Raw genomic sequence first — 22,896 nt, forward strand, 5'->3', positions numbered from 1 at the left:
CACCGAGCTGGGCACGCCCCAAACGGTGGCCGTGGCATAACTACGTCTGGGGTTTGGGGAGACTCAGTCTCAAACCGATTTATGCAACAAAGCCTCTCCAGCTCTGCACGTATCCAGGCCTTAATTTGGGCATGCGGATCGCTGTGCGGCATATCGAGCAGCGCTGGCCTGCTGTCTTGTAGGTACTCATAGAACAGGCCAATTTGCTTGCGGGTGTCGTAGTACGGAAACCAGCCACCATTTAAATCCCGCATATTTTGCCGCCAGGTACGCCACAGCGCAATGACGGTTTTTTGCGTTCAGTATGTAGCATTGGATCTGGGTGCTGAAGTTTTTGCTTTGCGCCAATCCCATGGTGGCATGGGTTCAGAATCCTGCCAAAGGCCGAGTTTAGACAGGCGGGCGCCCTTCTCGATCTCGCGCAGCCCTTCATAGCCCTTGCCGTACTTTACAAAGTGCCAAGCCATGCTGTTGCCACTTGGTGATGACCTGCGTCTAGGTGTGAAGCTTTACAGCCAGCTGCTATGAAAAAAGCGAACCGAATGGTTCGCTTTTCTGTTGTGAGGGTGAGGGCAGGGTGATCCAGACTCAGGGCTTTTTCTTGCCCGTGTCCTTTTTGCCTGCCGCAGGCTTGGTCACCTCATCGACGATGGACTTGAACTGGTCGATGTCCTCGAAGCTGCGGTACACGCTGGCATAGCGGATATAGGCCACCTTGTCGAGCTTTTGCAGCTCGGCCATCACCAGCTCGCCGATCAGATGGGTCTGCACCTCACGGGCGCCCAGGCTGCGCAGCTTGTCTTCCACGTGTTCGAGCGCCATGTCCACCTTGTCGATGCTGACCGGGCGCTTGCGCAGCGCCAGGCTGAACGAGCCGCGCAGCCTGCTTCGGTCGTAATCGATACGGCGGCCGTCTTTCTTGACGATGGCCGGGAAGCTCACTTCCGGCCGCTCATAGGTGGTAAAGCGCTTCTCGCAATGCCCGCACTGGCGCCTGCGCCGAATGAAGCCACCGTCTTCTGCCACACGGGTCTCGACCACCTGGGTGTCGGGATGGTTGCAGAAGGGGCATTTCATAGGCGCTGGCGGTGCGTCAATCAGCGATACACGGGGAAGCGGGCGGTCAGCGCGTTCACCTTGGCGCGCACGGCGGCGATGTTGGCTTCGTCGCGTGGGTTGTCCAGCACGTCGGCGATCAGGTTGGCCGTGAGGCGCGCTTCCTCGTCCTTGAAGCCACGGGTCGTCATGGCAGGGGTGCCGATGCGCACGCCGCTGGTCACCATTGGCTTTTCAGGGTCATGGGGGATGGAGTTCTTGTTGATCGTCATGTGGGCAGCGCCCAGCACGGCTTCCGCTTCCTTGCCGGTGATGCCCTTGGCACGCAGATCGACCAGCATCACATGGCTTTGCGTGCCGCCCGAGACAATACGCAGGCCGCGTTGGGTCAGCGTTTCGGCCACGATGCGGGCGTTGGTCTTGACCTGCGCTGCATATTGCTTGAACTCGGGCTGCAGCGCTTCCTTGAAGGCCACGGCCTTGGCCGCGATCACGTGCATCAGAGGGCCGCCTTGCAGGCCGGGGAACACGGCGCTGTTGATGGCCTTTTCGTGCTCAGCCTTCATCAGGATCACGCCACCACGGGGGCCGCGCAGGCTCTTGTGGGTGGTGGTGGTCACCACATCGGCGTGCGGCACGGGGTTGGGGTACTCGCCAGCGGCAATCAGGCCGGCGTAGTGGGCCATGTCCACCATGAAGATGGCACCCACGTCCTTGGCCACCTTGGCAAAGCGGGCGAAATCGATGGCGAGCGAATAAGCAGAAGCACCGGCAATGATCAGCTTGGGCTTGGTCTCGTGCGCCTTCTTCTCCATGGCGTCGTAGTCCAGCTCTTCCTTGTCGTTCAGGCCGTAGGAGACGACGTTGAACCACTTGCCCGAGATATTGAGAGGCATGCCGTGCGTCAGATGGCCGCCTTCGGCCAGGCTCATGCCCATGATGGTGTCGCCAGGCTTGAGGAAGGCGAGGAACACGGCTTCATTGGCCGAAGCGCCGCAATGGGGCTGCACATTGGCAGCTTCTGCGCCAAACAGCTCCTTGACGCGGTCGATGGCCAGCTTCTCGGCAATGTCCACATACTCGCAGCCACCGTAGTAGCGCTTGCCGGGGTAGCCTTCTGCATACTTGTTGGTCAGTTGGGTGCCCTGGGCCCACATCACGGCAGGCGATGCATAGTTTTCGCTGGCGATCAGCTCGATATGCTGTTCTTGGCGCTGGTTTTCGGCCTGGATGGCCGCAAAGAGTTCGGCGTCGGTCTGTTCGACAAGAATGTTACGTTGGTACATGACGGTCGGTTGAGTCAGAAGTAACCCCCTGCCCGCCAGAAGCTGGCGGTAGAAAGCAAGGGCTGCCCAGGCGCACGGCTAACACGTGGCAAGACACAGGCGGTGATCGTGGCACCGTAGTTCCTCGCACGGTACGCTCCCCGGTGGTTGCTGCAGGACGGGCCTGCATTCCACGTCAACAATCTGGTTGCTCAGATGTCTATCGCCAGTCGCGTACCCGGCTAGTGTAGCCGAGGCTTGGCAGAAGGCTGTTGCTTCTACTGGACTAAGAACGTGTTTACGATCTCCTCGCGCCGCGACAGTGGCTTTGCGGGGCGCCCGGCTAGGGATGGGATGCTAGGCGTAATACCGCAGCAATAGCCCCGCTATTGCGAGGATTTGCAACGAAGCAGACCGCCCCTAGCCGGGCGCCCGCAAACCCACTGTCCCTACGGGTTGGAGTGAAATCGCCCGATTGCACTCCAACGCGGCTGCGTAGAGATCGTAAACACGTTCTATTGCCAGGGCAAAGAAAAAGCACCCCGCAGGGTGCTTGTCTGGTATCCCGGCAGGCGGGCAGCCGCTCTGCGGATCAGGAGCCCATGGACACGGTCGTGGATTCGGTCTTGGCGGGCTGCGCGACTGCTGCGCCGGACTTGTCCACCAGTGCTACGGTTGCAGTAGCGCCGTCTGCTGGTGCAGCGGGCTCTGAGGCCTTGTTTTGCACTGCAGGCATGGTGGTGGCCGGTACGCTGGCCTTGGCCGACAGCGATGGCTTGGCAGGAGGTTCTGCTGGGTTGCTGCGACCATTGGCCACTTGCTTGATGCGGAAATGCTCTGCCAGCACCTTGGCGGCGTACCCGCCGTCGTCCGGCAGGTTGGCGGCGCCTACATAGTATTTCAGGCCACCTTCGAGCGAGCCGGCGCGCTGGATGCATTCCTGCAGCACCTTCACACCTACGCGCAGGTTGGTCACCGGGTCAAAAGCGGCAAAGTGGCCGCCAAAGTGTTCGTACTTGTCGGTATGGATCTTGGTCATCACCTGCATCAGACCCTGGGCGCCCACCGAGCTTTGCGCGAAGGGGTTGAAGCTGGATTCCACGGCCATGATGGCCAGGATCAGCGTCGGGTCGAGCTTGGTTTCCTTGCCAACCTGGAAGGCTTCGGAGACCAGCACCGCCAGCGGTTCAGGCGCCACGCGGTATTTTTTGGCCAGCCAGTAGGCCACCGCTGCCTGGTTCTTGGGCAATTGCTGCGGGTTGGTGGCAGTCGCACGGTCCACCGCTGCGATGATGTTGGTGTCCGTGCCACCGGTGCTGTCGGCGGCTGCATCGCCAGCGTCGATCGCGCTTTCCTGGCGCGCCTGCAACCAGGTGCGCAGGTAATCTTCCCCTGCATTGCGCAAGTCTGCGCGCGAAAACAGGGTGAGCGCACAGAACGCCACCAACAAACCAACCAATGCCAAACTGTTGTGTGCCATGGCCACAATGCCATGGGCTAGGGTGCCGCCCAAAGAGCGCGCACCGGCAGCCACTTTCGCGGAAGCCGTCATACCAATGATTCCTTTCTCAATCCTGCCTGTCCCGATCACCGCCGTAGTGGGGTTGAAGACTGGCAGGTAGCGCAACACCGTCCTGTGCTGCACCCATCAGGCTGCCCGCTGCTTTGCGGGCGGCCCTTGTCGTTTCATGCACGCTGCTCGCGTGTCAGGGGCTACGATCAAAACACCAAGTGAGGTGTGACTAAAAATTCAGCAAAAAATGCAATGGGACGAATTCTAGAAGCTTGCTTAATAAACGGTCAATACTATAGAAGTCAGAAATAAGACAAAAAAGTAGTAAAAAAACGTGTATAGCGCTTCAGTGCCAGATTGCGGTGGGGTGCGTGAAGCAGAAAGGCGATGTACCCCTGCAACTTGGTAAAAACCCTGATTGTTCATCGCGCTCGATCCGAGCGATCTTCTGCTTCATATAGTTGCAATATATGGCAAGTGCCGAGCAGATAAATACGAAAAATCACCCATAACTCTGGTATTTCGATGAATGATCTTGGGTCGCATGCTATGAAGTTATGAGTTACCGGCCTGGCACTTCAGTAAGAATCGCCCCAAAGAAGACGACATGCATGGCTGCGCAAAAGCTGCCTGCCTGCTTCCGCACGGGAAGTTGCCGCTCGGGCTTGTGCGATCAGCCCAACGGCTACGCGCCAATACTTCTCGATGGCATTGGTCAATCACTCTGTATCCGCCAAAATTTCTTATAAAACCAGGGTAAAAATGCCTAATAACCTGTTGCATTCTCAGGTCTATACCTTGTTTTATATGGGTAAATATAAGGATGAGTGCAAGGAAAGCAAGATGCTCGGGAGCGAAAAGCCGGTTTTGGCGAGCAAACTGCCTTGTGTCTACTCTTCTTTCTGAGAAAAGAAGTGGCGGCTGTAGCGAAAGTGCCGCTGATGTAACAGTGGTAAATGGTTGGTCGCCGCAGGAAGCGGTCGCAGGTGGTCTGTGCCCGGAGTTGTACGAAGGGCTGGCAAGGCTTTCCCCAGGGCGATCCGGGTACTGTCTCTCTGATGTCTCTATATATATAAGAGCGGGAATGCATCCCCAGGGATGCACAGAAATGAGTTCCACCGCGTTTAACGATTGTGAAAAGGTGGCTTGGGCTGACGCTGATTCGCTGTGCTGCTATCTATTTAGACGCTTCTTTGGGCACAATGCAGGTGTCGACCCCTGATTGAGGACTTTCGCCGTGAGCGAACAACAAGAATCCCAAAAGAAAACGGGCGCAGGCCTGCGCTGGCTGCGCCGTCTGGCGTGGTGTGTGGTGGCGCTTCTGGCGCTATGGGCACTGTCATGGCTGGCCCTGCCATGGCTGTTGCGCACGCAGGGCGAAAAGATCGCCACTGAGAAGCTCGGGCGCGCAGTGCACATTGGCGCGGTAGAGTTCAAGCCCTGGTCGCTGGAGCTGACGGTGCGGGACCTGCAGATTGCGGGGCCCGCGCCAGACAGCGAGCCCCAGTTTGCCGTGGACCGCGTGTATGTCGATGCCGATATCCAATCGGTCTTGCGGCTGGCGCCCGTGCTAGATGCCATCCAGATCGACAGACCCGTGGTGCGCGTGGCGCAGACCGCGCCCGGCAAATTTGACTTTGACGACATCGTTGCCAGGCTGAAGAACCCGAACCCGCCGCCCGACGATGGCAAGACCGCGCACTTTGCGCTCTACAACATCGAGCTCAAGGACGGTCAGGTGCTGTTCCGCGATGACACCGTAGGCCAGACGCATGACCTGAGCGGCCTGCACCTGGGTATTCCATTCATCAGCAATCTGGAGTCCAAGCGTGAAATCAAGGTAGTGCCGCAGCTGTCCTTTGGCCTCAACGGCAGCCAGTTTGCCAGCCAGGCCGAATCGACGCCGTTTACCGATGACCGCAAGACCGACGCGAGTTTTGCGATCAAGGACCTGGATCTCAAGCCGTATCTGGGCTACATCCCGGCTTCCGTTCCGGTCAAGCTGGTATCCGGCGTGCTGAATGCCAATCTGAAGGTGGCTTTTGAACAGACGGACAAAGCAGCCGTCAAGCTGAGTGGCGATGTGCATGCCACAGGCGTGCAGGTGCATGACGCCAGCAACGACGAGTTGCTGGCCTGGATGCAATTGGACGTGCAACTGGCCGACGTGCAGCCGCTTGCCGGGCAGGTACACATCGCCCGGGTGGCGCTCGATGGCGCGCAACTGTCGCTCAAGCGCGGCAAGGACGGCAAGCTGCGCCTGCTGGACGCGCAAGGTGAGCCCCTGCAGGCCAAGACTGCGACAGCGGATGACACCAAAAATGCTACTGAAAGCATAGCTTCAAGTGAAGAACTGGCAGGTGATGAAGGCATCAAGGATGCCAAAAATTCTGCCCAAGAGCCTGCTGGCTCCGATGCTGTTGCCAGTGCTTCTGCCGCAGCGCCTGCGAAGACCGCCCCGGCAGCCAAGCCAGCCGCATCCCGCGGCGGCGCAGGCAAGCCAGCCTGGAATGTGGTGGTGGACGAGCTTGCGCTCAAGCAGGTGCAAGGCCTGTGGGTGGATGAGAGCGTGCCTGTGCCAGCGCGTGTCCAGCTCAATGATTTTGCGATGACGGCCAGCAAGTTTGCCTGGCCTTTCAAGGAGCCCTTTGCTTTCCAGGGCGAATCGGCCCTGTCTGGAGACAAAGGCGTTCCGTCCACGGGGCACATTGCCTTCAGCGGCAAGGCCACTGACCGGACTGCCGAGGTGGCGGTGAAGACCACCGCACTGCCGCTACAGTTGGGCGCGTCTTACCTGACCGGCGTGATCGAGCCGGGGGTGCAGGGCAGTATTGACAGCGAAATGCAGCTGCATTGGCTGGGCGAGGCTGTGGAACTGAAGCTGGCGCAGCTCACGGTATCGGACGTGGCGCTGCAATGCAACAGCAAGGTCAACTGCGCAGCACCCCATGGCTCGGCCGTAGGCCTGAAGGGCAAAGACAATTTGCTTGAACTGCAGCAAATTCTGGTGAAGGATGCCACGCTCGATACCGCCAGGCAGCAGGTGGTGGTGGGCGCAATCGAACTGCTCAAGCCCGCACTGGGCGTGTCGCGCGACAAGAGCGGGCGCATGATGTTTGAAGACTGGCTGCCTGCGACCAAGGCGGCAAAGGCAGAGAAGTCTGATAAATCTGAGAAAGAGGCGAAAAAACCTGGCAAGGACGCCTCGGCAGACAAACCCTGGGATGTGCAGCTCTCGCGCATTGCGGTCAAGGGCGCTAATGTGGCCTACCAGGACGAGTCCACCCCGCGCAAGGTAGCCGTGCGTCTGGCAGATTTTGATGTGGAACTGCGCGACTACGCGCCGCTGGCGACCAAAGCCAAGCCGTCACCACTGAAGGTGTCGGGCCGCATCGCCACGGGCCGCGCCGAGCCGGGCCGCCTGGTGTGGGATGGCAGCCTGGGCATGAGTCCGCTGTCGGCTGCAGGGCGCCTGAACCTGAGCCAGCTGCCGGTGCACGCCTTTGTTTCCTATGCCGAATCTGCGCTGCCGGTGCGGCTGATGCGGGCGGATGCCAGTTTCAAGGGCAGCATCGATTTTGTGCAATCACCCAAGGGGCCGGTGCTCAGCGTCAAGGGCGACGCCGGGCTGGATGATGTGCGCGTGCGGCCGCTGGCAGCTGCCAAAACGCTGAGAGCAGGCGATGATGCCGTCGATGCTATCGAAAAAGAAGCTTCTGTCGCAGATGGGGCGGGTGCCAAAGCGATAAAAACCTCTTCAAAATCAACGGGTGTCGCGGCGCGCAGCGGTCTGGGTTCCGGCCTGGTTGGCGCCAGCGACGACTTGCTCAACTGGAAGGTACTGAGCCTGCGCGGCCTGGATGTTCAGATGGCGCCAGGGCAGCGTATGAAGGTCAAGGTAGGCGAGACGGCCTTGTCCGATTTCTATGCGCGCCTGATTGTTCAGGAAAACGGCAAGCTCAACCTGCAAGACCTGGGCGGCAGCGAAGGTGCCACAGGTACGCCTGACGCTGCGGTTGCCAATGGCGCTGATCTCGGCAAGGATGCCAAGGAGCCCAATGCTGCAAAGGCGGCCAATGCGGTAGCACCGGCTGTGTCAACGCCAGCGGTACCTGCCGCGACCGGTCCCATCATCGACATGGGCCCCATCACGCTGGCCGGTGGCACCGTCAAGTTCAGCGACCACTTCATCAAGCCCAACTATTCGGCCGACCTGTCGGAGCTGGCGGGCCGCATGAGCGCCTTCTCGTCCGAGCCGGCTGCTGCTGGCGCGCCGCCCCAGCTGGCTGATCTGGAGCTGCGCGGCAAAGCCGAAGGCACGGCGTCGCTCGACATCACCGGCAAGCTCAATCCGCTGGCCAAGCCGCTGGCGCTCAATATCCATGGCAAGGTGCGCGATCTGGAACTGTCGCCGCTCTCGCCCTACAGCATCAAGTATGCGGGCCACGGCATCGAGCGCGGCAAGATGAGTGTGGACGTGCAATACGACGTGCAGCCTGACGGCCAGCTCTCGGCCACCAACAAGCTGGTACTGAACCAGTTGCAGTTTGGCGATGCGGTCGAGGGCGCGCCCGCGAGCCTGCCTGTCAAGCTGGCGGTGGCCCTGTTGGCTGACCGCAATGGTGTGATCGATCTGGATCTGCCGATCAACGGATCGCTCAACGACCCGCAGTTCAAGCTGGCACCCATCATCTTCAAGGTGATCGGCAACCTCATCATGAAGGCCGTCACATCGCCTTTTGCGCTGCTCTCGGGAGCCTTCAGCGGTGGTGCAGAAGCAAGTCAGGTGGCATTTGCACCCGGCAGCGCGGTGCTTGATGCTGCGAACAAGGCCAATCTGGACAAGATTGCCAAGGCCTTGCAGGACCGCCCGGCACTGCAGATGACCGTGACCGGCCAGGCAGACCTTGCCAAAGAGAAAGACGGCTGGCGCAAGGCGCGCATCGACGACATGGTGCTGGCGCAGAAGCGCCGCGCGGCCATCCGCGCCGGTGGCAAGGCCGACGAGGTGGCCTCCGTGAGCGCGGCAGAATATGCAGCCTTGCTCAAAGACGTGTACAAGCGCGCTGATATCAAGAAACCCCGCAACATGGTTGGCCTGGCCTCCGACATTCCGCAGGCCGAAATGGAAACCCTGCTCATGACCAGCGTGGATGTGCCTGACAGCGCCATGCGTGAGCTGGCACTGGCGCGCGGCGTGGCGGTGCGCGATTACCTCGCCGGGCAGGGCGTCAAGCTTGACCGCCTGTTTCTGGGCAATGTCAAGACGGAAGGCCAGGACAAGGACTGGACGCCGCGGGCCGAGCTGAGCCTGGCGCCCCGCTAAACCGCGGGCGGGCCGGACGGAGAGAGGGCGGGAGTGGCATCCCGCCCTTGTTTTTGCCCGGTCAGCAAAGGTAAAAGCGGTTTCTGCCTCCTGCTTGCTTGGAGACCTTGCCAAACCCGGTCAAAATAGGAGCCTGGCAGCGGGCGGAATGCCGTCGGCGCCTTTTTTATTTTGTGCCAATGGCTGCACTGTCCAAAATCGCAAAGCGCATTGGGGCAGTGCAGGCCGTATTTACACTGAGCTGAGCCATGTTTCCCTCCTTCCTCTCACGCAACAAGACGCCTGAAACTCCTGAACCCGCCCCAGCACCTGCCAAGGCTGCTGCTGCGCCGCATCCGCTCGACGGCCTGACGGGCGGCGCCTTTTCGGCGGCCACATCGGGCGAGCGTGCAGCCAAGGTGCGCGAATGGCTGGCCACCAACCCAGGCGCCGAGCAGTTGCAAGAGGTCTTCAAGGAACTGTCAGCCCGCGACAAAGGCGCTGCCAAGGCCATCCGTGAGCGCATTGAAGAACTGCGCCGTGCCAAGGGCCAGGAAGCCATTTCGGCCGAATGGGCGGACAAGGCTGGCAAGCTGCTGGCCGCATCCAAACTGAATATTGCCGATGCCCTTGCTTGGCAGCGTGATGCCGCCAAGGCGGGCGCTCCCTTGTCCAAGGAGCCCTTGACATCGCTCAAGGCCCAACTGGCCGAGCGCGTCAAGACCATCGAAGACCTGCAGCACCGCGTGCAAGTGCAGCGTGAGGCAGCGGTGCTGCTGGCCCAGCGTGTCGAAGTGCTGTCCACCAAGTCATACAAGGATGCACAGGCCGCCGACAGCGCACTCGCAGCCGATGTGCAGCACTGGCAGGATCAGGCGGCCTCTTTGGAGAGTGACGCCAGCTGGAGCAGCGTGGAAGCGCGCTACCCCACGATGCTGGAAACGTCCAAGAGCCAGTTGCTGGTGGTGTGGGAGGCTTTCCAGTCAGCGCTGCAGCAAACGCTCAAGGCTGCCGAAGACGCCCAGGCGCCATTGCCTGCTGTTCCCGTATGGGCAGATGAGCTGCGCGCTGCCCGCGGCCTGCCCACCGAGGCGGAGCTGGCGGCAGCCCGTGCTGCGGCCAAACCCGCAGGCAAGCCTGCCGCCGATCCGCAAGAGGCCAAGCGCGCCAAGCAGGCCGTGCAAGAGGCCCTGAAAAAGCTGCAGGAACAGACTGCGGAAGGCCATGGCAAGGGCGCATCGGGCGCGGCCCAGCAGTTGCGTGCCGTGCTCAAGCAGCACGGCAAGCAGATCGATGCCGAGCTGGAATCCCAGGTCAACGCAGCGCTGATTGCTGCTGGCGAGCTGGAAGGTTGGCAGCGCTGGAGTGCCGACAAAGTGCGCGAAGAACTGCTCGCCAAGGCCCAGGGCCTGCTGGCGCGTCCCGAAGGGCAGGAGCTGGGCGGCCGAAAGCTGCAGGAAGCCCTGCGCCAACTGCGTGAAGACTGGAAAAAGGCCGACCAGAGCGGCCCCACCAACCATGCGCTGTGGAAGAAATTCGACGACGCATGCAACGCTGCCTACAAGCATGTCGAGGTCTGGCTTGCCAAAGTGCGTGAAGAAGGTGCCCAGCACCGCGCTGAGCGCGAGGCGCTGATTGCCGAACTCAAGGCATGGACACAGGCCCACAATGCATCGACCGAGTGGAAGGCCATGCAGCGCGACCTGTTCCAGTTTGGCGACCGCTGGCGCGCCAGCGGACACGTGGGTGAAAAGGCCTATGCCGAACTGCAGGCCGCCTGGAAGGCTGCGCACCACGAAGCATCTGCACCTTTGCACACTGCGCAGAAAACCAGCATCGCCCGCCGCGAAGCCATGATTGCCCAGGCCACCGAACTGGCCGCCGCACCGCACCTGAACATTGACGCCGTGCGCGAACTGCAGCGCCAGTGGCAAACCGAGGCGCAGGGCGTGCCCATGGACCGCCGCCATGAACAGAAACTGTGGGATGCCTTCCGCAAGCCACTTGACGAGGCTTTTGCACGCAAGACGCAGCAACGCGAGCGTGTGGCGCAGCAACTGAGCGCCCGCGATCAGGCCGTGCTGGATGCCTCCAAGGCGTTGGAGGCGGCCAACCACAGCGGCGATGCGCAGCAGATCCAAAACGCCATTGAGGCCTTGCAACAGGCGCTCAAGGCCCAGCGAGAGCAGGCGCCGGCTACTTCCGAGGCAGTATCGGCGCCAGCAGCCGCACATGCACCCGTGGAGGCTGTTGCGGAAGAGGCAGCTCCGGCTGCCGAAGCGAGCGCAGCTGAATCCTCCGCGGCAGAAGAGGGTGCTGAGGCTGTGGAAGCCCCAGTGCCAGCGCCTGCGGCACCAGCCCCCAAGCCGGTCATTGCCCAGCGCAGCGGCGACGACCGCCCTGGCATGAAGCGCGATGCGCCCGTGGCTGCGGGCCGTGGCGGCAAGCCAGGTGACCGGCGCGACGGACGCGATGGGCGCGACAGCCGTGGCCCGCGTGGCGATCGCAATGAGCGCCGTGGTGATGACCGCTTTGGACGTGGCGACCGTTTTGACCGTGCACCACGAGAAGACCGTGGCCCACGCCTTGGCGACGCTGCTTTCCGTGCCCAGCGTGACGCACTCGACCACGCCCAGGCTGCACTGCGCAAGCTGGCAAGCCAGGCCCATGGCCAGGCGCTGACGCAGATGATGGAGGCCTGGAACAAGCGTGATGCTTCCTTGCTGCCGCCTGCCCAGGAGCTTGGCCGCATGGCGGGCACAGTGCGCGCCACCTGGGGCCAGGCCATTGCGGCCCCCGCCGCAGGTGATGCCCGCGAAGCGCTGCTGCGCCTGGAAATGGCTGCCGAAGTGCCAACGCCGGCTGACCACATCGATGCGCGCCGCGCACTGCAGCTGCAATTGCTCACGCGCCGCAATGACCCATCGCCGCAGGAAACCTGGCAGCAGGATGTGGCCAAGGTGTTGCAATCGGGCAGCGATGATGCATCTGCCCGTCGCCTGCAGAATGCGCTGAAATCGCTTCTGAAAAAGTAAGGCGGTCTAGCATCTGAGATGCACAAACGCCCCGCGCCACTGGCCGGGGCGTTTTTTCTTTGCCGTGGCGCCTGCGCAATGCGCTGCTGAAAAAGCCCTGGCCTGAAGAAGTGGTGGCCGTTAACTAGATACGGTGCCCTTGCGATGCTTGCTGCGGGGGTTGACTTTTTCGCTACTCCTTCAGACAAACATGGGCAGGGAAACGGGCAAACAAAAAGCCGCTGCACTTTCGTGCAACGGCTTGTGTGTTGGTGCCCAGGAGAAGACTCGAACTTCCACGATGTTACTCGCTAGTACCTGAAACTAGTGCGTCTACCAATTCCGCCACCTGGGCCTTCAGGATGGATGAATTATAGCGGCGCGCCGAGGGCGGTTTTGGGCAAAACCCAAACTATTTTTCAAAAAAGATAGCTGGTAGTGCTCGTGGGCCGTGCACCGCTGGCCGAAAAGACCAAAGCCACAAGCAGAAAAGCCGCTGCACGGTGTGTGCAGCGGCTTGCTGTTTGGTGCCCAGGAGAAGACTCGAACTTCCACGATGTTACTCGCTAGTACCTGAAACTAGTGCGTCTACCAATTCCGCCACCTGGGCTTTCAGGAAGGCTGAATTATAGAGTGATTTTTTTGGCTCGGCAGCCAAAGTCGAGAAATTAAGAAAGAGGGCTGCATGAGAGTGCCGGGTGCGCTTTGCGGGCTCTGGCAGGCAAAGAAAAAGCCGCTGCACTTGTGTGCAACGGCTTGTATGTTGGTGCCCAAGAGAAGACTCGAACTTCCACGGAGTTACCCGCTAGTACCTGAAACTAGTGCGTCTACCAATTCCGCCACCTGGGCTTGTGATTCAGAGCCGGGCTCTTCGTCAACTTTCCTGAAAACCGCTGTTTGTTTGGTAAGTGAAGACCGATATTTCACCGTTTTCACAAAACAAGTAAGTACTTGTCGTTAAACTTGGTGCCCAGGAGAGGACTCGAACCTCCACGGAGTTACCCGCTAGTACCTGAAACTAGTGCGTCTACCAATTCCGCCACCTGGGCATTTCAGGAAAGAATGCGATTGTATATCAAAAAAACGGCTGCCAACACAGGAGCAGATAATTTGTCAGAAGAAATTGAAGGTGTAGTCCAAGGCCACCGTGAAGGCCACGGCTTCGTGATCCGGGATGACAACGAGAGCGACATCTACATACCGGCCAACGAAATGCGCGCAGTACTGCACCGCGACAGGGTCCGCGCCCGTATCGTGCGCACCGATCGCAAAGGCCGTCCGGAAGGCCGCATTGTAGAAATCATCGAGCGTCCCCCGCATCCCATCATTGGCCGCCTGCTGCAGGAAAGCGGCGTGTGGCTGGTTGCCCCCGAGGACAAGCGCTACGGGCAGGACATTCTCGTCCCCGGCGGCGCCATCGGTGCTGCCAAGACGGGCCAGGTGGTGGTGGTCGAGCTGACCGAGCCACCTGCGCTATTCGGTCAGCCCGTGGGGCGCGTGGTGGAGGTGCTCGGCGAGATCGACGATCCCGGCATGGAGATTGAAATTGCCGTGCGCAAGTATGGCGTGCCCCATGAATTCTCGGACGAGTGCCTGGCCCTTTCCAAGAAGCTGCCCGACAAGGTGCGCGCCATGGATCGCAAGGATCGGGTCGATCTGACCGATATTCCGCTGGTGACCATTGATGGTGAAGACGCGCGCGATTTTGACGACGCGGTTTATTGCGAGCCGATGCGCATCGGCCGCACCAAGGGGTGGCGCCTTCTGGTGGCGATTGCCGATGTGAGCCACTATGTGCAAACCGGCAACGCCATTGATGTGGACGCCTACGACCGCGCCACCAGCGTGTATTTCCCGCGCCGTGTGATTCCGATGCTGCCCGAGAAGCTCAGCAACGGGCTGTGCTCGCTCAATCCAGATGTGGAGCGCCTGTGCATGGTGGCCGACATGGTGGTCACTGCCAGTGGCGATATCCATGCCTACCAGTTCTACCCGGCGGTGATGCACAGCCATGCGCGCTTTACCTATACCGAGGTGGCGGCCATTCTGGCCAACACGCGCGGGCAGGAAGCCATGAAGCGCCAGGAACGTGTGCCTGATCTGCTGAACCTGCACGACGTGTACAAGGCCTTGCTGGCTGCGCGCGGGCGCCGTGGCGCCGTGGATTTCGAGACGACGGAAACCCAGATCGTCTGCGATGAAAACGGCCGTATCGAAAAAATCGTGCCGCGCACGCGCACCGAGGCGCACCGCCTGATCGAAGAGGCCATGCTCGCGGCCAATGTCTGCGCGGCAGATTTCATTCAGGAGGGCGGCCAGCCGGGTCTGTTCCGCGTGCATGAAGGCCCGACGCCGGAAAAGCAAGACATCTTGCGTGGCTACCTCAAGGCCATGGGGGTGGGCATGTCGATCAGCGATGATCCGCAGCCCGCCGAATTTCAGGCCATTGCGCAGGCCACCAAAGACCGCCCGGACGCGCAACAGATCCACACCATGCTGCTGCGCTCGATGCAGCAGGCGATCTATACGCCGATCAACAGCGGCCACTTTGGCCTGGGGTACGAGGCGTACACACATTTCACCAGCCCCATTCGCCGCTATCCGGACCTGCTCGTGCACCGGGTCATCAAATCGATCCTGGCTGGCAAGCGCTACCAGTTGCCGGCGCTGCCGACGCCGGGCGAGGCCGAAGCCAAGCTGGCCAAGCGCCTGGCATCGCGGGTGGCAGCACCCACCAAGCAACTGGCGCAGCGCACGCAGCGCGTTTCGCGTGAAATGCAGGCCTGGGAGGCCGCGGGCCTGCACTGCAGTGCCAATGAACGCCGTGCCGATGAAGCCAGCCGCGATGTGGAAGCCTGGCTCAAGTGCAAGTACATGCGTGAGCACCTGGGCGAGGAATACAGCGGTGTAGTCTCGGCAGTCACCACGTTCGGCCTGTTCGTCACGTTGGACCAGTTGTATGTGGAAGGCTTGATTCACATCAGCGAACTGGGCGGCGACTACTTCCGGTTCGACGAAATGCGCCAGGAATTGCGCGGCGAGCGTACCGGCATTCGTTACACCATCGGCACGCGCCTGCAGATCCAGGTCAGCCGTGTGGATCTGGACGCCCGCAAGATCGACTTCCGCCTTGTGCACGAAGGTGAGGACGCGGCGGCTTCTGCACCGCGATCTGCCAAGTCCACCAAATCGGCCAAGGCGCGCCAGCGCAATGCAGCAGAGGAGCAGCCAGGCCGTGGCCCGCGCAGTGGCAGCGAGGAGGCCTACGCAGCCCAGCGCGCTGGTGTGAAACGGTCCAAGACCGCCTCGCGCGAAGCGGGTAATGCGCGCCGCAAGGAGCAGCGCAATGCTGGCGCCAAGCAGGCTGCCAAAAAAGCGGCTCGCAAAGGCAGGCGCTGATGTGCTGAGCGCCGCGTGCGCGCCACTATGATAAGAGCCAGGTCTCCTGCGGAAGGTGCCTGGCTTTTTTATTGCTTTTCTATTGAATGGACAACAACAAGGAGTACAAGAACATGACCAATCCAACCCGAAAGATTGCCGTGGTGACCGGTGCGGGCACCGGCATTGGCCGCGCTGCCGCACTGGCCTTGATGAATGACGGCTGGGCGGTGGTGCTGGCGGGCCGCCGCCCCGAACCGCTGCAGGAGGTGGCCAGCCATGCCAGTGACGCAGCGCAGGCGCTGGTGGTTCCGACCGATGTGGCAGACCCGGTGGCGGTAAAGGCTCTGTTTGACACTGCGGTAGAGCGCTTTGGCCGGGTGGACATGCTGTTCAACAATGCTGGTCGCGGCGCGCCTGCTGTGCCCATTGACGAGCTGCCCATCGAGACCTGGAACGATGTGGTGAATGTGAACCTGAACGGCATGTTCTACTGCCTGCAGCAGGCGTTCCGTGTGATGCGCCACCAGTCTCCCATGGGGGGGCGCATCATCAACAACGGCTCTATCTCGGCGCACACACCGCGCCCCATGTCGATTGCGTATACATCGACCAAGCATGCGGTGATGGGGCTGACCAAGACGGCGTCGCTCGATGGCCGCAAGTACAACATTGCCGTAGGCCAGATCGATGTGGGAAATGCCGGCACCGAACTAGCCATGCGCATGACGCAGGGCGTGATGCAGGCGCATGGCGAGGTAGCACCTGAGCCTTTGATGGATGTGGATGTGGTGGGGCAGTCCGTGCTGTACATGGCCAACCTGCCGCTGGAGTGCAATGTGCTTTTCCATACGGTCATGGCAACCAAGATGCCCTTTGTCGGGCGCGGTTGAGGGCCTGCTCAACAGAGGTTGATGTAACTCAAGCCTGGCGAGGCAGGGCTTCTGCCAGGCGAGATGCGGTCAGCGTGGGTTGTGCGCGGTGCTGCAAATCCCAGGTGTTTGCCACATGGCCGTGCAGCCACACGGCGTTCAGAACACGTTGCCAGGTCTGGGTCCACAAAGGGGGGTGGGCGGCCTGTGCTTCGCTTGGCAGGCTGGCAAGATGCGCGGCGATGCAGCCGGCCAGCACATCGCCAGTGCCGCCAATGGACAGCCGTGCATTGCCGCTGTGGTTGATGGCGCAGCTACCATCCGGTGCGGCAATCACCGTGCCGCTTCCCTTGAGCGCCACGATGCATTGCAATTGCTGTGCGGCCTGCCGCGCGGCGCTGATGCGGTCGGCCTGGATCGCGGCTGTCGTGCAGGCCAGCAGCCGTGCCAGTTCCAGTGGGTGGGGCGTCAGGACGGTAGCGCCATGGGTTGCACGCTCTGCCAGGGCCTGTTTCAGCGCAGGGGCGGCGGCAATGGCGTTGAGCGCGTCGGCGTCCAGTACCAACGGCCCGCTGCGTGCGAGAACCTGCAGCAGCACGGCTGCAATGGCGGTGCCGCCGCCACAACCGCAGACCAGGGCGCCACGCTGGGCCAGTAGATCACTCAGGCCGCGCACCATGATGTCGGGTGCCAAAGGGCTTGGCCGGGCGCCCGTGCTGCCGATGAGGTGCAGCATGACTCGGCCCGCGCCGCTGTGCAGGGCTGCACTTGAAGCCAGCATGGCGGCCCCTTCCATGCCTGGAGCACCTCCCAGCACGCCCACATCGCCAAACTCGCCTTTGTGGGTGTTTTGCGATTGCAGGCGTCGTTGGGGGCGGGTGACTAAGTGGATCGGGGCGGCACTGCATGCCAAATCGGCTTCTGCCGAGCATCGGTCAAGTGCAGGGTCGTCAATTTTTATAGCATTGCTGTCGTTCCGCAGTGGCGCGAGCCAGACCTCGCCGGCCCAATCACGGCCCTGGTGGGTAAACAGCCCCGGTTTGAGGCCAATCATGCTGAGCGTAAAGCGCCGCCCCTGTGGGGCAGGCGGTGCAAGCGCTGCAAATGCGGGCGCCAGCGCGCCAGTGTTGCACAGCAGGCCGGACGGGGTGTCCACGCTCAGCACATCGCTGTCCGTGTTCAGCAGGGCATGCACGCAGCGCGCAGCGGCCGAGTCGGGCGGTAACGCCATGTCGCTGCGCAGCCCGATGCCCCAGAGTGCGTCAATTGCCAGGTCGTAGCGGGGTGGCGGTTCGCTGCTAATGGCCAGCCCGGCTGCGTTGGCGCGTTGCAGGGCGTGCGCAGCGTCTTCTGGCAAGGCCTTGCCTTTTACTTGCAGCAGTGTGATGTAGACGTTTTTGCCTGCGGCGGCCAGATGTACTGCGGCTTCCAGTCCGTCGCCACCATTGTTGCCGGGGCCGCAGGCGAGCCAGATGGTTCTGGCATGCGGCGCCAGGGCCAAGGCGAGGCGGGCAGTGGCTTCGCCCGCGCGGTGCATCAAGGTGTAGGGAGCGAGATGTGCTGCCAACGCCCGCTCTGCAATGCGTGTTTGCTCTGCATTCAGCAGCAACGGATAACTGGCTGCCAGAGACGATGGGGTGGCTTGGGGGGTGGATGCCATGCGCTATCGTAGCGCGGCTCAGTGCGGGCTGGATGCGATGTCCTCAGTCGAAGCGACCGAGGGCAAAGGCGGCAGCATCGACCGTGGATGTTTGCCCCATGAGGAGCTGGCGTACATGGTGGGCACAGCCTATGGACAGGCCCCAGCCGTAGCCGCCATGCGCCGCATTGATCCACACTCCGGGCGCGCCAGTGGCGCCCAATACTGGCAGGCCATCGGGTACGGCCGTGCGAACGCCGCGCCAGGTCTGCAGCACCGACTGGCTGCGCTGAATGCTGCCGGGAAACCATTCGAGCAGCACGCTGATGAGCTGGTGCCGGGCTTCTTCAGTGCGCTCCGGGCTGTCCTGCCAGCCTAGTTCGGCGCCGCCGCTGATGCGCAGTCGGGTGCCCTGCCGGGTCAAGACCATGCTGTTTTCGAGATCGATGATCGAGCCGCGCGGTGCCAGCGACTGCTCTGCAATCTGAATGCTGACGCTATAGCCATGGATGGGCGCCGCTGGCAGGCGTATGCCCACTGCCTGCAGTAACGCTGTGGTGTGCTCGCCTGCGCACAGCACTACGGCGTCATGGTCGCGCTCGCCAGCGCTGGTGACCAGGCGCACGCCCTGGTTTTGCGGCTGGATGCGGGTGACCGCATGCTGGGTGAGCAGTTGCAGTCCATGGCCCTGCAAAGCTTGGAGCAGGCCCTGCGAGAACAGCCGCCCGTTGCCGGCCCAGGCTTGGGGCAGGTGCAGGGCACCTGCCATGCGGATCTCGGTTGCGAGCCCCGGCTCCAATGCGCGGGCCTCGGCCTCGGTGCATTGCTTGTAATCCACATGCGCGGCCGACAGGCGCCGCGTCAGCTCATAGAGTGCTGCTGCATTGGGTTCCTTGCGAAGTGGCAGCAGCAGGCCGGCGTTGAACTGGGCATCGATATCGAACAGTTCCTGCGCATGCTGTAGGCGCTGCATAGATAACAGCTCAAGCTCCTGCAATGCACCGATGGATTCAACGTCGTTGTGTTTTTTAGCAATGGCGTGGTATTTGCGAGCCCAGCGGCGGCTTGCGGACAGCACACTGCCATGCGTATCCAGCTCGGCGAATGCAGGTCGGTGCAGCCCCAGACGCAAGGCTTGCTGGAAAGCAGTGGCGCCCCAGGGGTTGATCGCGCAGGGCCACATCAGGCCGGCTGGGGCAAAGCTCGCTTCCTCGCCAGCGGTGCGGTGCTGCTCATAGATGCAGACCTCGTTTCCGGCTTCCATCAGTTCAAAAGCGGTAGCAATACCCGCTATGCCTGCACCAACGACTGCAATTTTCATAGATGCCAATAGACCGGCCGGTTCGATTTTTTGGGGGCGTGCCTGCGTTCTCTGAATGCGACTGCTGCAAGAAATTGCAACATTCGTGCATTCCATTACCAGATTGTGCCCAGATTTTGGTCTGTTCAAATCAAGCGGGCATCGATTGTTCATTGAAATTCACAATCGAAGCAGATGGCCCAGGATGGGCTGCTCGGCGCCTCTAAGGAATATGCTAGAATCCTAGGGTTTTGCCGAATGCTGTGCACATGGTGTGCCTGCGCTTTGAGCAGAACAAATCGCAAACCCGTCCGCCAAGGTGTTGCAAAGCCGCTTGCGGTGCATGCAATTGTTGGACGGGATTTTAGACCTAACCTTCGGAGAAGACTATGTCCGTTACGATGCGCGAGATGCTGGAAGCCGGCGTCCACTTTGGCCACCAAACCCGTTTCTGGAACCCCAAGATGGGCCAGTACATTTTTGGTAGCCGCAACAAGATTCACATCATCAACCTGGAAAAGAGTCTGCCCCTGTTCCAGGAAGCCCAAAAGTTCGTCAAGCAACTGTCGGCTAACCGTGGCACCATCCTGATGGTTGGTACCAAGCGCCAAGCCCGCGAAATCCTGGCTGCTGAAGCCCAGCGCGCAGGTGTTCCTTATGTTGACCAGCGTTGGCTGGGCGGCATGCTGACCAACTTCAAGACCGTGAAGACCTCGATCAAGCGTCTGAAGGACATGAAGGCTCAGCAGGAAGCCGGTCTGGAAGCGATGAGCAAGAAGGAACAACTGATGTTCTCGCGCGAGCTGGAAAAGCTCGAAAAGGACATCGGCGGTATTCAGGACATGAACGCTCTGCCTGATGCCATTTTCGTGATCGACGTGGGCTACCACAAGATTGCAATCGCAGAAGCCAAGAAGCTGGGCATTCCTCTGATCGGTGTGGTGGATACCAACCACAACCCAGAAGGCATCGACTATGTGATCCCTGGTAACGATGACTCTGCCAAGGCCGTGGAACTGTACGCCCGCGGTATCGCTGACGCGATCCTGGAAGGCCGTGCCAACGCCGTTGCAGAAGTGGCCAAGGCTGCTGCTGGCGAAGAAGGCGACGAGTTTGTGGAAGTGGAAAATTCCGCTGCTTAATCCACAGGGCTACCCTCAGGGTCGCGAATAAAAAGCGGGGCTCCTCATTGGCCCCCTTTTTTTTACCTACGTTTCCAATCATCCAATTGAACTGAATACGGAGAATCAAAATGGCAATTACCGCAAGCATGGTGGCAGAACTGCGCGCTAAGACCGACGCGCCCATGATGGAATGCAAGAAGGCACTGACCGAGGCTGATGGCGACATGGCCAAGGCTGAAGAGTTGCTGCGCGTCAAGCTGGGCACCAAGGCTGGCAAGGCTGCTTCGCGTATTGCTGCAGAAGGTGTGATCGCCGCTTTCGTGAATGGCAACGAAGGCGCCATGATCGAAGTCAACAGCGAAACCGACTTCGTGTCCAAGAACGACAGCTTCATCTCCATGGCCAACGCAGCGGCCAAGCTGGTGACGGAAAAGAACCCTGCTGATGTGGAAGCGCTGGGCGCCCTGGCTTACGAGCAGGACACCTTCGGCCCCACGCTGGAAGACGTGCGCAAGGGCCTGATCGGCAAGATCGGTGAAAACATGTCGTTCCGCCGCTTCAAGCGTTTCTCGGGCAGCAACCTGGCTGTGTACCTGCACGGCACCCGTATCGGCGTGATGGTCGAGTACGAAGGTGACGCCCAGGCTGCCAAGGATGTGGCCATGCACGTGGCTGCAATGAAGCCGGTGGCGCTGAGCTCCGACGACGTGCCTGCTGACCTGATCGAGAAAGAGCGCAGTGTGGCGATGGCCAAGGCCCAGGAATCGGGCAAGCCTGCCGATATCGCTGCCAAGATGGTTGAGGGCTCGGTGCAGAAGTACCTCAAGGAAGTCTCGCTGTACAACCAAGTGTTTGTGAAGGCCGCTGACGGCAAGCAGACCGTGGAGCAGATGCTCAAGGCTGCCAACACCAAGATCACCTCGTTCACGCTGTACGTGGTGGGTGAAGGCATCGAGAAGAAGGTTGACGACTTCGCTGCTGAAGTGGCCGCACAGGTTGCGGCTGCCAAGGGCCAGTAATCATCCTGACAAAGGGGCTTAGGCCCCTTTGTTTCACCTGTCGTTTTTGCATACCCACCACCTTCCGGAGTTTTCACCATGTCCAACAGCCCAGCCCATAAGCGCATTCTTCTCAAACTCTCTGGTGAAGCCCTGATGGGTGATGATGCGTTCGGTATCAACCGCGCTACCATCGTCCGTATGGTGGAAGAGATTGCGGAAGTCACTCGCCTGGGTGTAGAAGTGGCTGTGGTGATCGGTGGTGGCAATATTTTCCGTGGTGTTGCAGGTGGCTCCGTCGGTATGGACCGAGCCACGGCCGACTATATGGGCATGCTGGCGACGGTAATGAACGCCCTGGCATTGGCTGATGCCATGGACAAGCAGGGTTTGACGGCGCGTGTGATGTCGGCCATTGGTATTGAGCAGGTGGTGGAGCCTTATGTGCGTCCCAAGGCCCTGCAGTATCTGGAAGAGGGTAAGGTGGTGGTGTTTGCTGCGGGTACCGGCAATCCGTTTTTCACCACCGATACCGCAGCAGCATTGCGTGGTGCTGAAATTGGCGCAGAATTGGTGCTCAAGGCCACCAAGGTGGATGGTGTGTACACCGCCGATCCGATGAAGGACTCAACGGCCACCCGCTATACCCAATTGACGTTTGACGAGGCCATGAGTCGCAATCTGGGCATCATGGATGCGACTGCTTTTGCATTGTGCCGCGACCAGAAGCTGCCGATCCGTGTGTTCTCGATCGTCAAGAGCGGCGCGCTCAAGCGCGTGGTCATGGGTGAGGATGAGGGTACGCTCGTTTACGCGTAATGGATGTACGCAGTTCTGAACATGCGCGGTATTGAGGAGTAGACAATGACAATCGCTGAAATCAAGAAGAATCTCGAAGGCAAGATGGACCAGTCGATCGCGGCCTTCAAAAACAACCTGACCAAGATCCGTACCGGTCGCGCCAATCCTGCGCTGCTCGACACCATCCATGTGGATTACTACGGCTCGATGGTTCCCCTGTCGCAGGTGGCGAATGTGGCCTTGATCGACAGCCGCACCATCAGTGTCACGCCATGGGAAAAGAACATGGCTGCAAAGATCGAAAAAGCCATCCGCGAAAGCGAGCTGGGCCTCAATCCTGCAGCCATGGGCGATCTGATCCGCGTTCCCATGCCTCCAATGAGCGAAGAGCGCCGCAAGGAAATGACCAAGCTGGTCAAGGCCGAAGGTGAAAACGCCAAGATCGCCGTGCGCAACCTGCGTCGTGACGCCAATGAAGGCGTCAAGAAGTTGGTCAAGGACAAGGAAGCATCCGAAGACGATCAAAAGCGCTCGGAAGCGGAAGTGCAGAAGATCACCGACAAGCACATTGCGTTGATTGATCAGCTGGTGGTGGAAAAAGAAAAAGACATCATGGCGGTCTAAGCCTTGG

The 22,896-nt window shown here is 60.7% G+C and carries 13 protein-coding genes, 4 tRNA genes and 1 riboswitch; of the genes, 8 read left to right on the forward strand and 9 right to left on the reverse strand.

What is annotated here, in order from left to right; genetic code table 11:
• Window positions 1-588: 588 nt before the first annotated feature.
• From nrdR to HNP33_RS10430, 3 genes are all read right to left on the reverse strand, one after another.
• Window positions 589-1,077: a transcriptional regulator NrdR gene (gene nrdR / locus HNP33_RS10420; RefSeq protein WP_184708101.1), complete on the reverse strand. Its 489-nt coding sequence runs from the start codon at window positions 1,075-1,077 to the stop codon at window positions 589-591.
• Window positions 1,078-1,097: 20 nt separating this feature from the next.
• Window positions 1,098-2,342 (reverse strand): serine hydroxymethyltransferase, encoded by a 1,245-nt coding sequence (gene glyA, locus HNP33_RS10425; RefSeq protein WP_184708103.1) that lies wholly within the window; start codon window positions 2,340-2,342, stop codon window positions 1,098-1,100.
• Window positions 2,343-2,399: 57 nt separating this feature from the next.
• Window positions 2,400-2,565: riboswitch (ZMP/ZTP riboswitch) on the reverse strand.
• Window positions 2,566-2,913: 348 nt separating this feature from the next.
• Complete coding sequence (locus tag HNP33_RS10430) at window positions 2,914-3,873, reverse strand: lytic transglycosylase domain-containing protein (RefSeq protein ID WP_184708105.1); 960 nt, start codon at window positions 3,871-3,873, stop codon at window positions 2,914-2,916.
• Between the two features lie 1,198 nt (window positions 3,874-5,071).
• Between HNP33_RS10430 and HNP33_RS10435 the strand changes: the two genes are divergently transcribed.
• Both HNP33_RS10435 and HNP33_RS10440 read left to right on the forward strand, forming a co-directional pair.
• A complete protein-coding gene (locus tag HNP33_RS10435) occupies window positions 5,072-9,160 on the forward strand; it encodes a DUF748 domain-containing protein (RefSeq protein WP_325064924.1) in 4,089 nt (1,362 codons plus the stop codon).
• 248 nt (window positions 9,161-9,408) lie between these two features.
• Window positions 9,409-12,174 (forward strand): DUF349 domain-containing protein, encoded by a 2,766-nt coding sequence (locus HNP33_RS10440; protein ID WP_184708107.1) that lies wholly within the window; start codon window positions 9,409-9,411, stop codon window positions 12,172-12,174.
• Window positions 12,175-12,423: 249 nt separating this feature from the next.
• Here the strand turns inward: HNP33_RS10440 and HNP33_RS10445 are convergent.
• From HNP33_RS10445 to HNP33_RS10460, 4 genes are all read right to left on the reverse strand, one after another.
• Window positions 12,424-12,508: transfer RNA gene (locus HNP33_RS10445), tRNA-Leu, on the reverse strand.
• Between the two features lie 170 nt (window positions 12,509-12,678).
• Window positions 12,679-12,763, reverse strand: a tRNA-Leu gene (locus HNP33_RS10450).
• A 154-nt stretch (window positions 12,764-12,917) separates the two neighbouring features.
• Window positions 12,918-13,002, reverse strand: a tRNA-Leu gene (locus tag HNP33_RS10455).
• 115 nt (window positions 13,003-13,117) lie between these two features.
• Window positions 13,118-13,202 (reverse strand) — tRNA-Leu (locus HNP33_RS10460).
• Window positions 13,203-13,221: 19 nt separating this feature from the next.
• Here HNP33_RS10460 and rnr point away from each other — a divergent pair.
• Both rnr and HNP33_RS10470 read left to right on the forward strand, forming a co-directional pair.
• Entirely contained in the window at window positions 13,222-15,552 is a 2,331-nt protein-coding gene (gene rnr, locus HNP33_RS10465; RefSeq protein ID WP_184708278.1) for a ribonuclease R, read from the forward strand.
• Window positions 15,553-15,665: 113 nt separating this feature from the next.
• Window positions 15,666-16,424 carry an SDR family oxidoreductase gene (locus HNP33_RS10470; RefSeq protein ID WP_184708109.1) on the forward strand — a complete coding sequence of 253 codons (759 nt, stop codon included), beginning with the start codon at window positions 15,666-15,668 and terminating at the stop codon, window positions 16,422-16,424.
• A gap of 28 nt (window positions 16,425-16,452) precedes the next feature.
• Here HNP33_RS10470 and HNP33_RS10475 read toward each other — a convergent pair whose 3' ends face one another.
• Both HNP33_RS10475 and HNP33_RS10480 read right to left on the reverse strand, forming a co-directional pair.
• On the reverse strand, window positions 16,453-18,063 hold the full coding sequence (locus tag HNP33_RS10475) for an NAD(P)H-hydrate dehydratase (RefSeq protein WP_184708111.1): 1,611 nt from the start codon (window positions 18,061-18,063) through the stop codon (window positions 16,453-16,455).
• 43 nt (window positions 18,064-18,106) lie between these two features.
• Entirely contained in the window at window positions 18,107-19,363 is a 1,257-nt protein-coding gene (locus HNP33_RS10480) for an NAD(P)/FAD-dependent oxidoreductase (RefSeq protein ID WP_184708113.1), read from the reverse strand.
• Window positions 19,364-19,731: 368 nt separating this feature from the next.
• Between HNP33_RS10480 and rpsB the strand changes: the two genes are divergently transcribed.
• From rpsB to frr, 4 genes are all read left to right on the forward strand, one after another.
• Window positions 19,732-20,484 carry a 30S ribosomal protein S2 gene (rpsB, locus tag HNP33_RS10485; protein WP_184708115.1) on the forward strand — a complete coding sequence of 251 codons (753 nt, stop codon included), beginning with the start codon at window positions 19,732-19,734 and terminating at the stop codon, window positions 20,482-20,484.
• Between the two features lie 110 nt (window positions 20,485-20,594).
• Window positions 20,595-21,485 (forward strand): translation elongation factor Ts, encoded by an 891-nt coding sequence (tsf, locus tag HNP33_RS10490; RefSeq protein WP_184708116.1) that lies wholly within the window; start codon window positions 20,595-20,597, stop codon window positions 21,483-21,485.
• Window positions 21,486-21,563: 78 nt separating this feature from the next.
• On the forward strand, window positions 21,564-22,283 hold the full coding sequence (gene pyrH / locus HNP33_RS10495) for a UMP kinase (protein ID WP_184708119.1): 720 nt from the start codon (window positions 21,564-21,566) through the stop codon (window positions 22,281-22,283).
• 45 nt (window positions 22,284-22,328) lie between these two features.
• A complete protein-coding gene (gene frr / locus HNP33_RS10500; protein WP_184708121.1) occupies window positions 22,329-22,889 on the forward strand; it encodes a ribosome recycling factor in 561 nt (186 codons plus the stop codon).
• The last annotated feature ends 7 nt before the right edge of the window (window positions 22,890-22,896 follow it).

This window comes from Comamonas odontotermitis (assembly GCF_014207855.1).
In the GTDB taxonomy this organism is placed as follows: domain Bacteria; phylum Pseudomonadota; class Gammaproteobacteria; order Burkholderiales; family Burkholderiaceae_C; genus Comamonas; species Comamonas odontotermitis_A.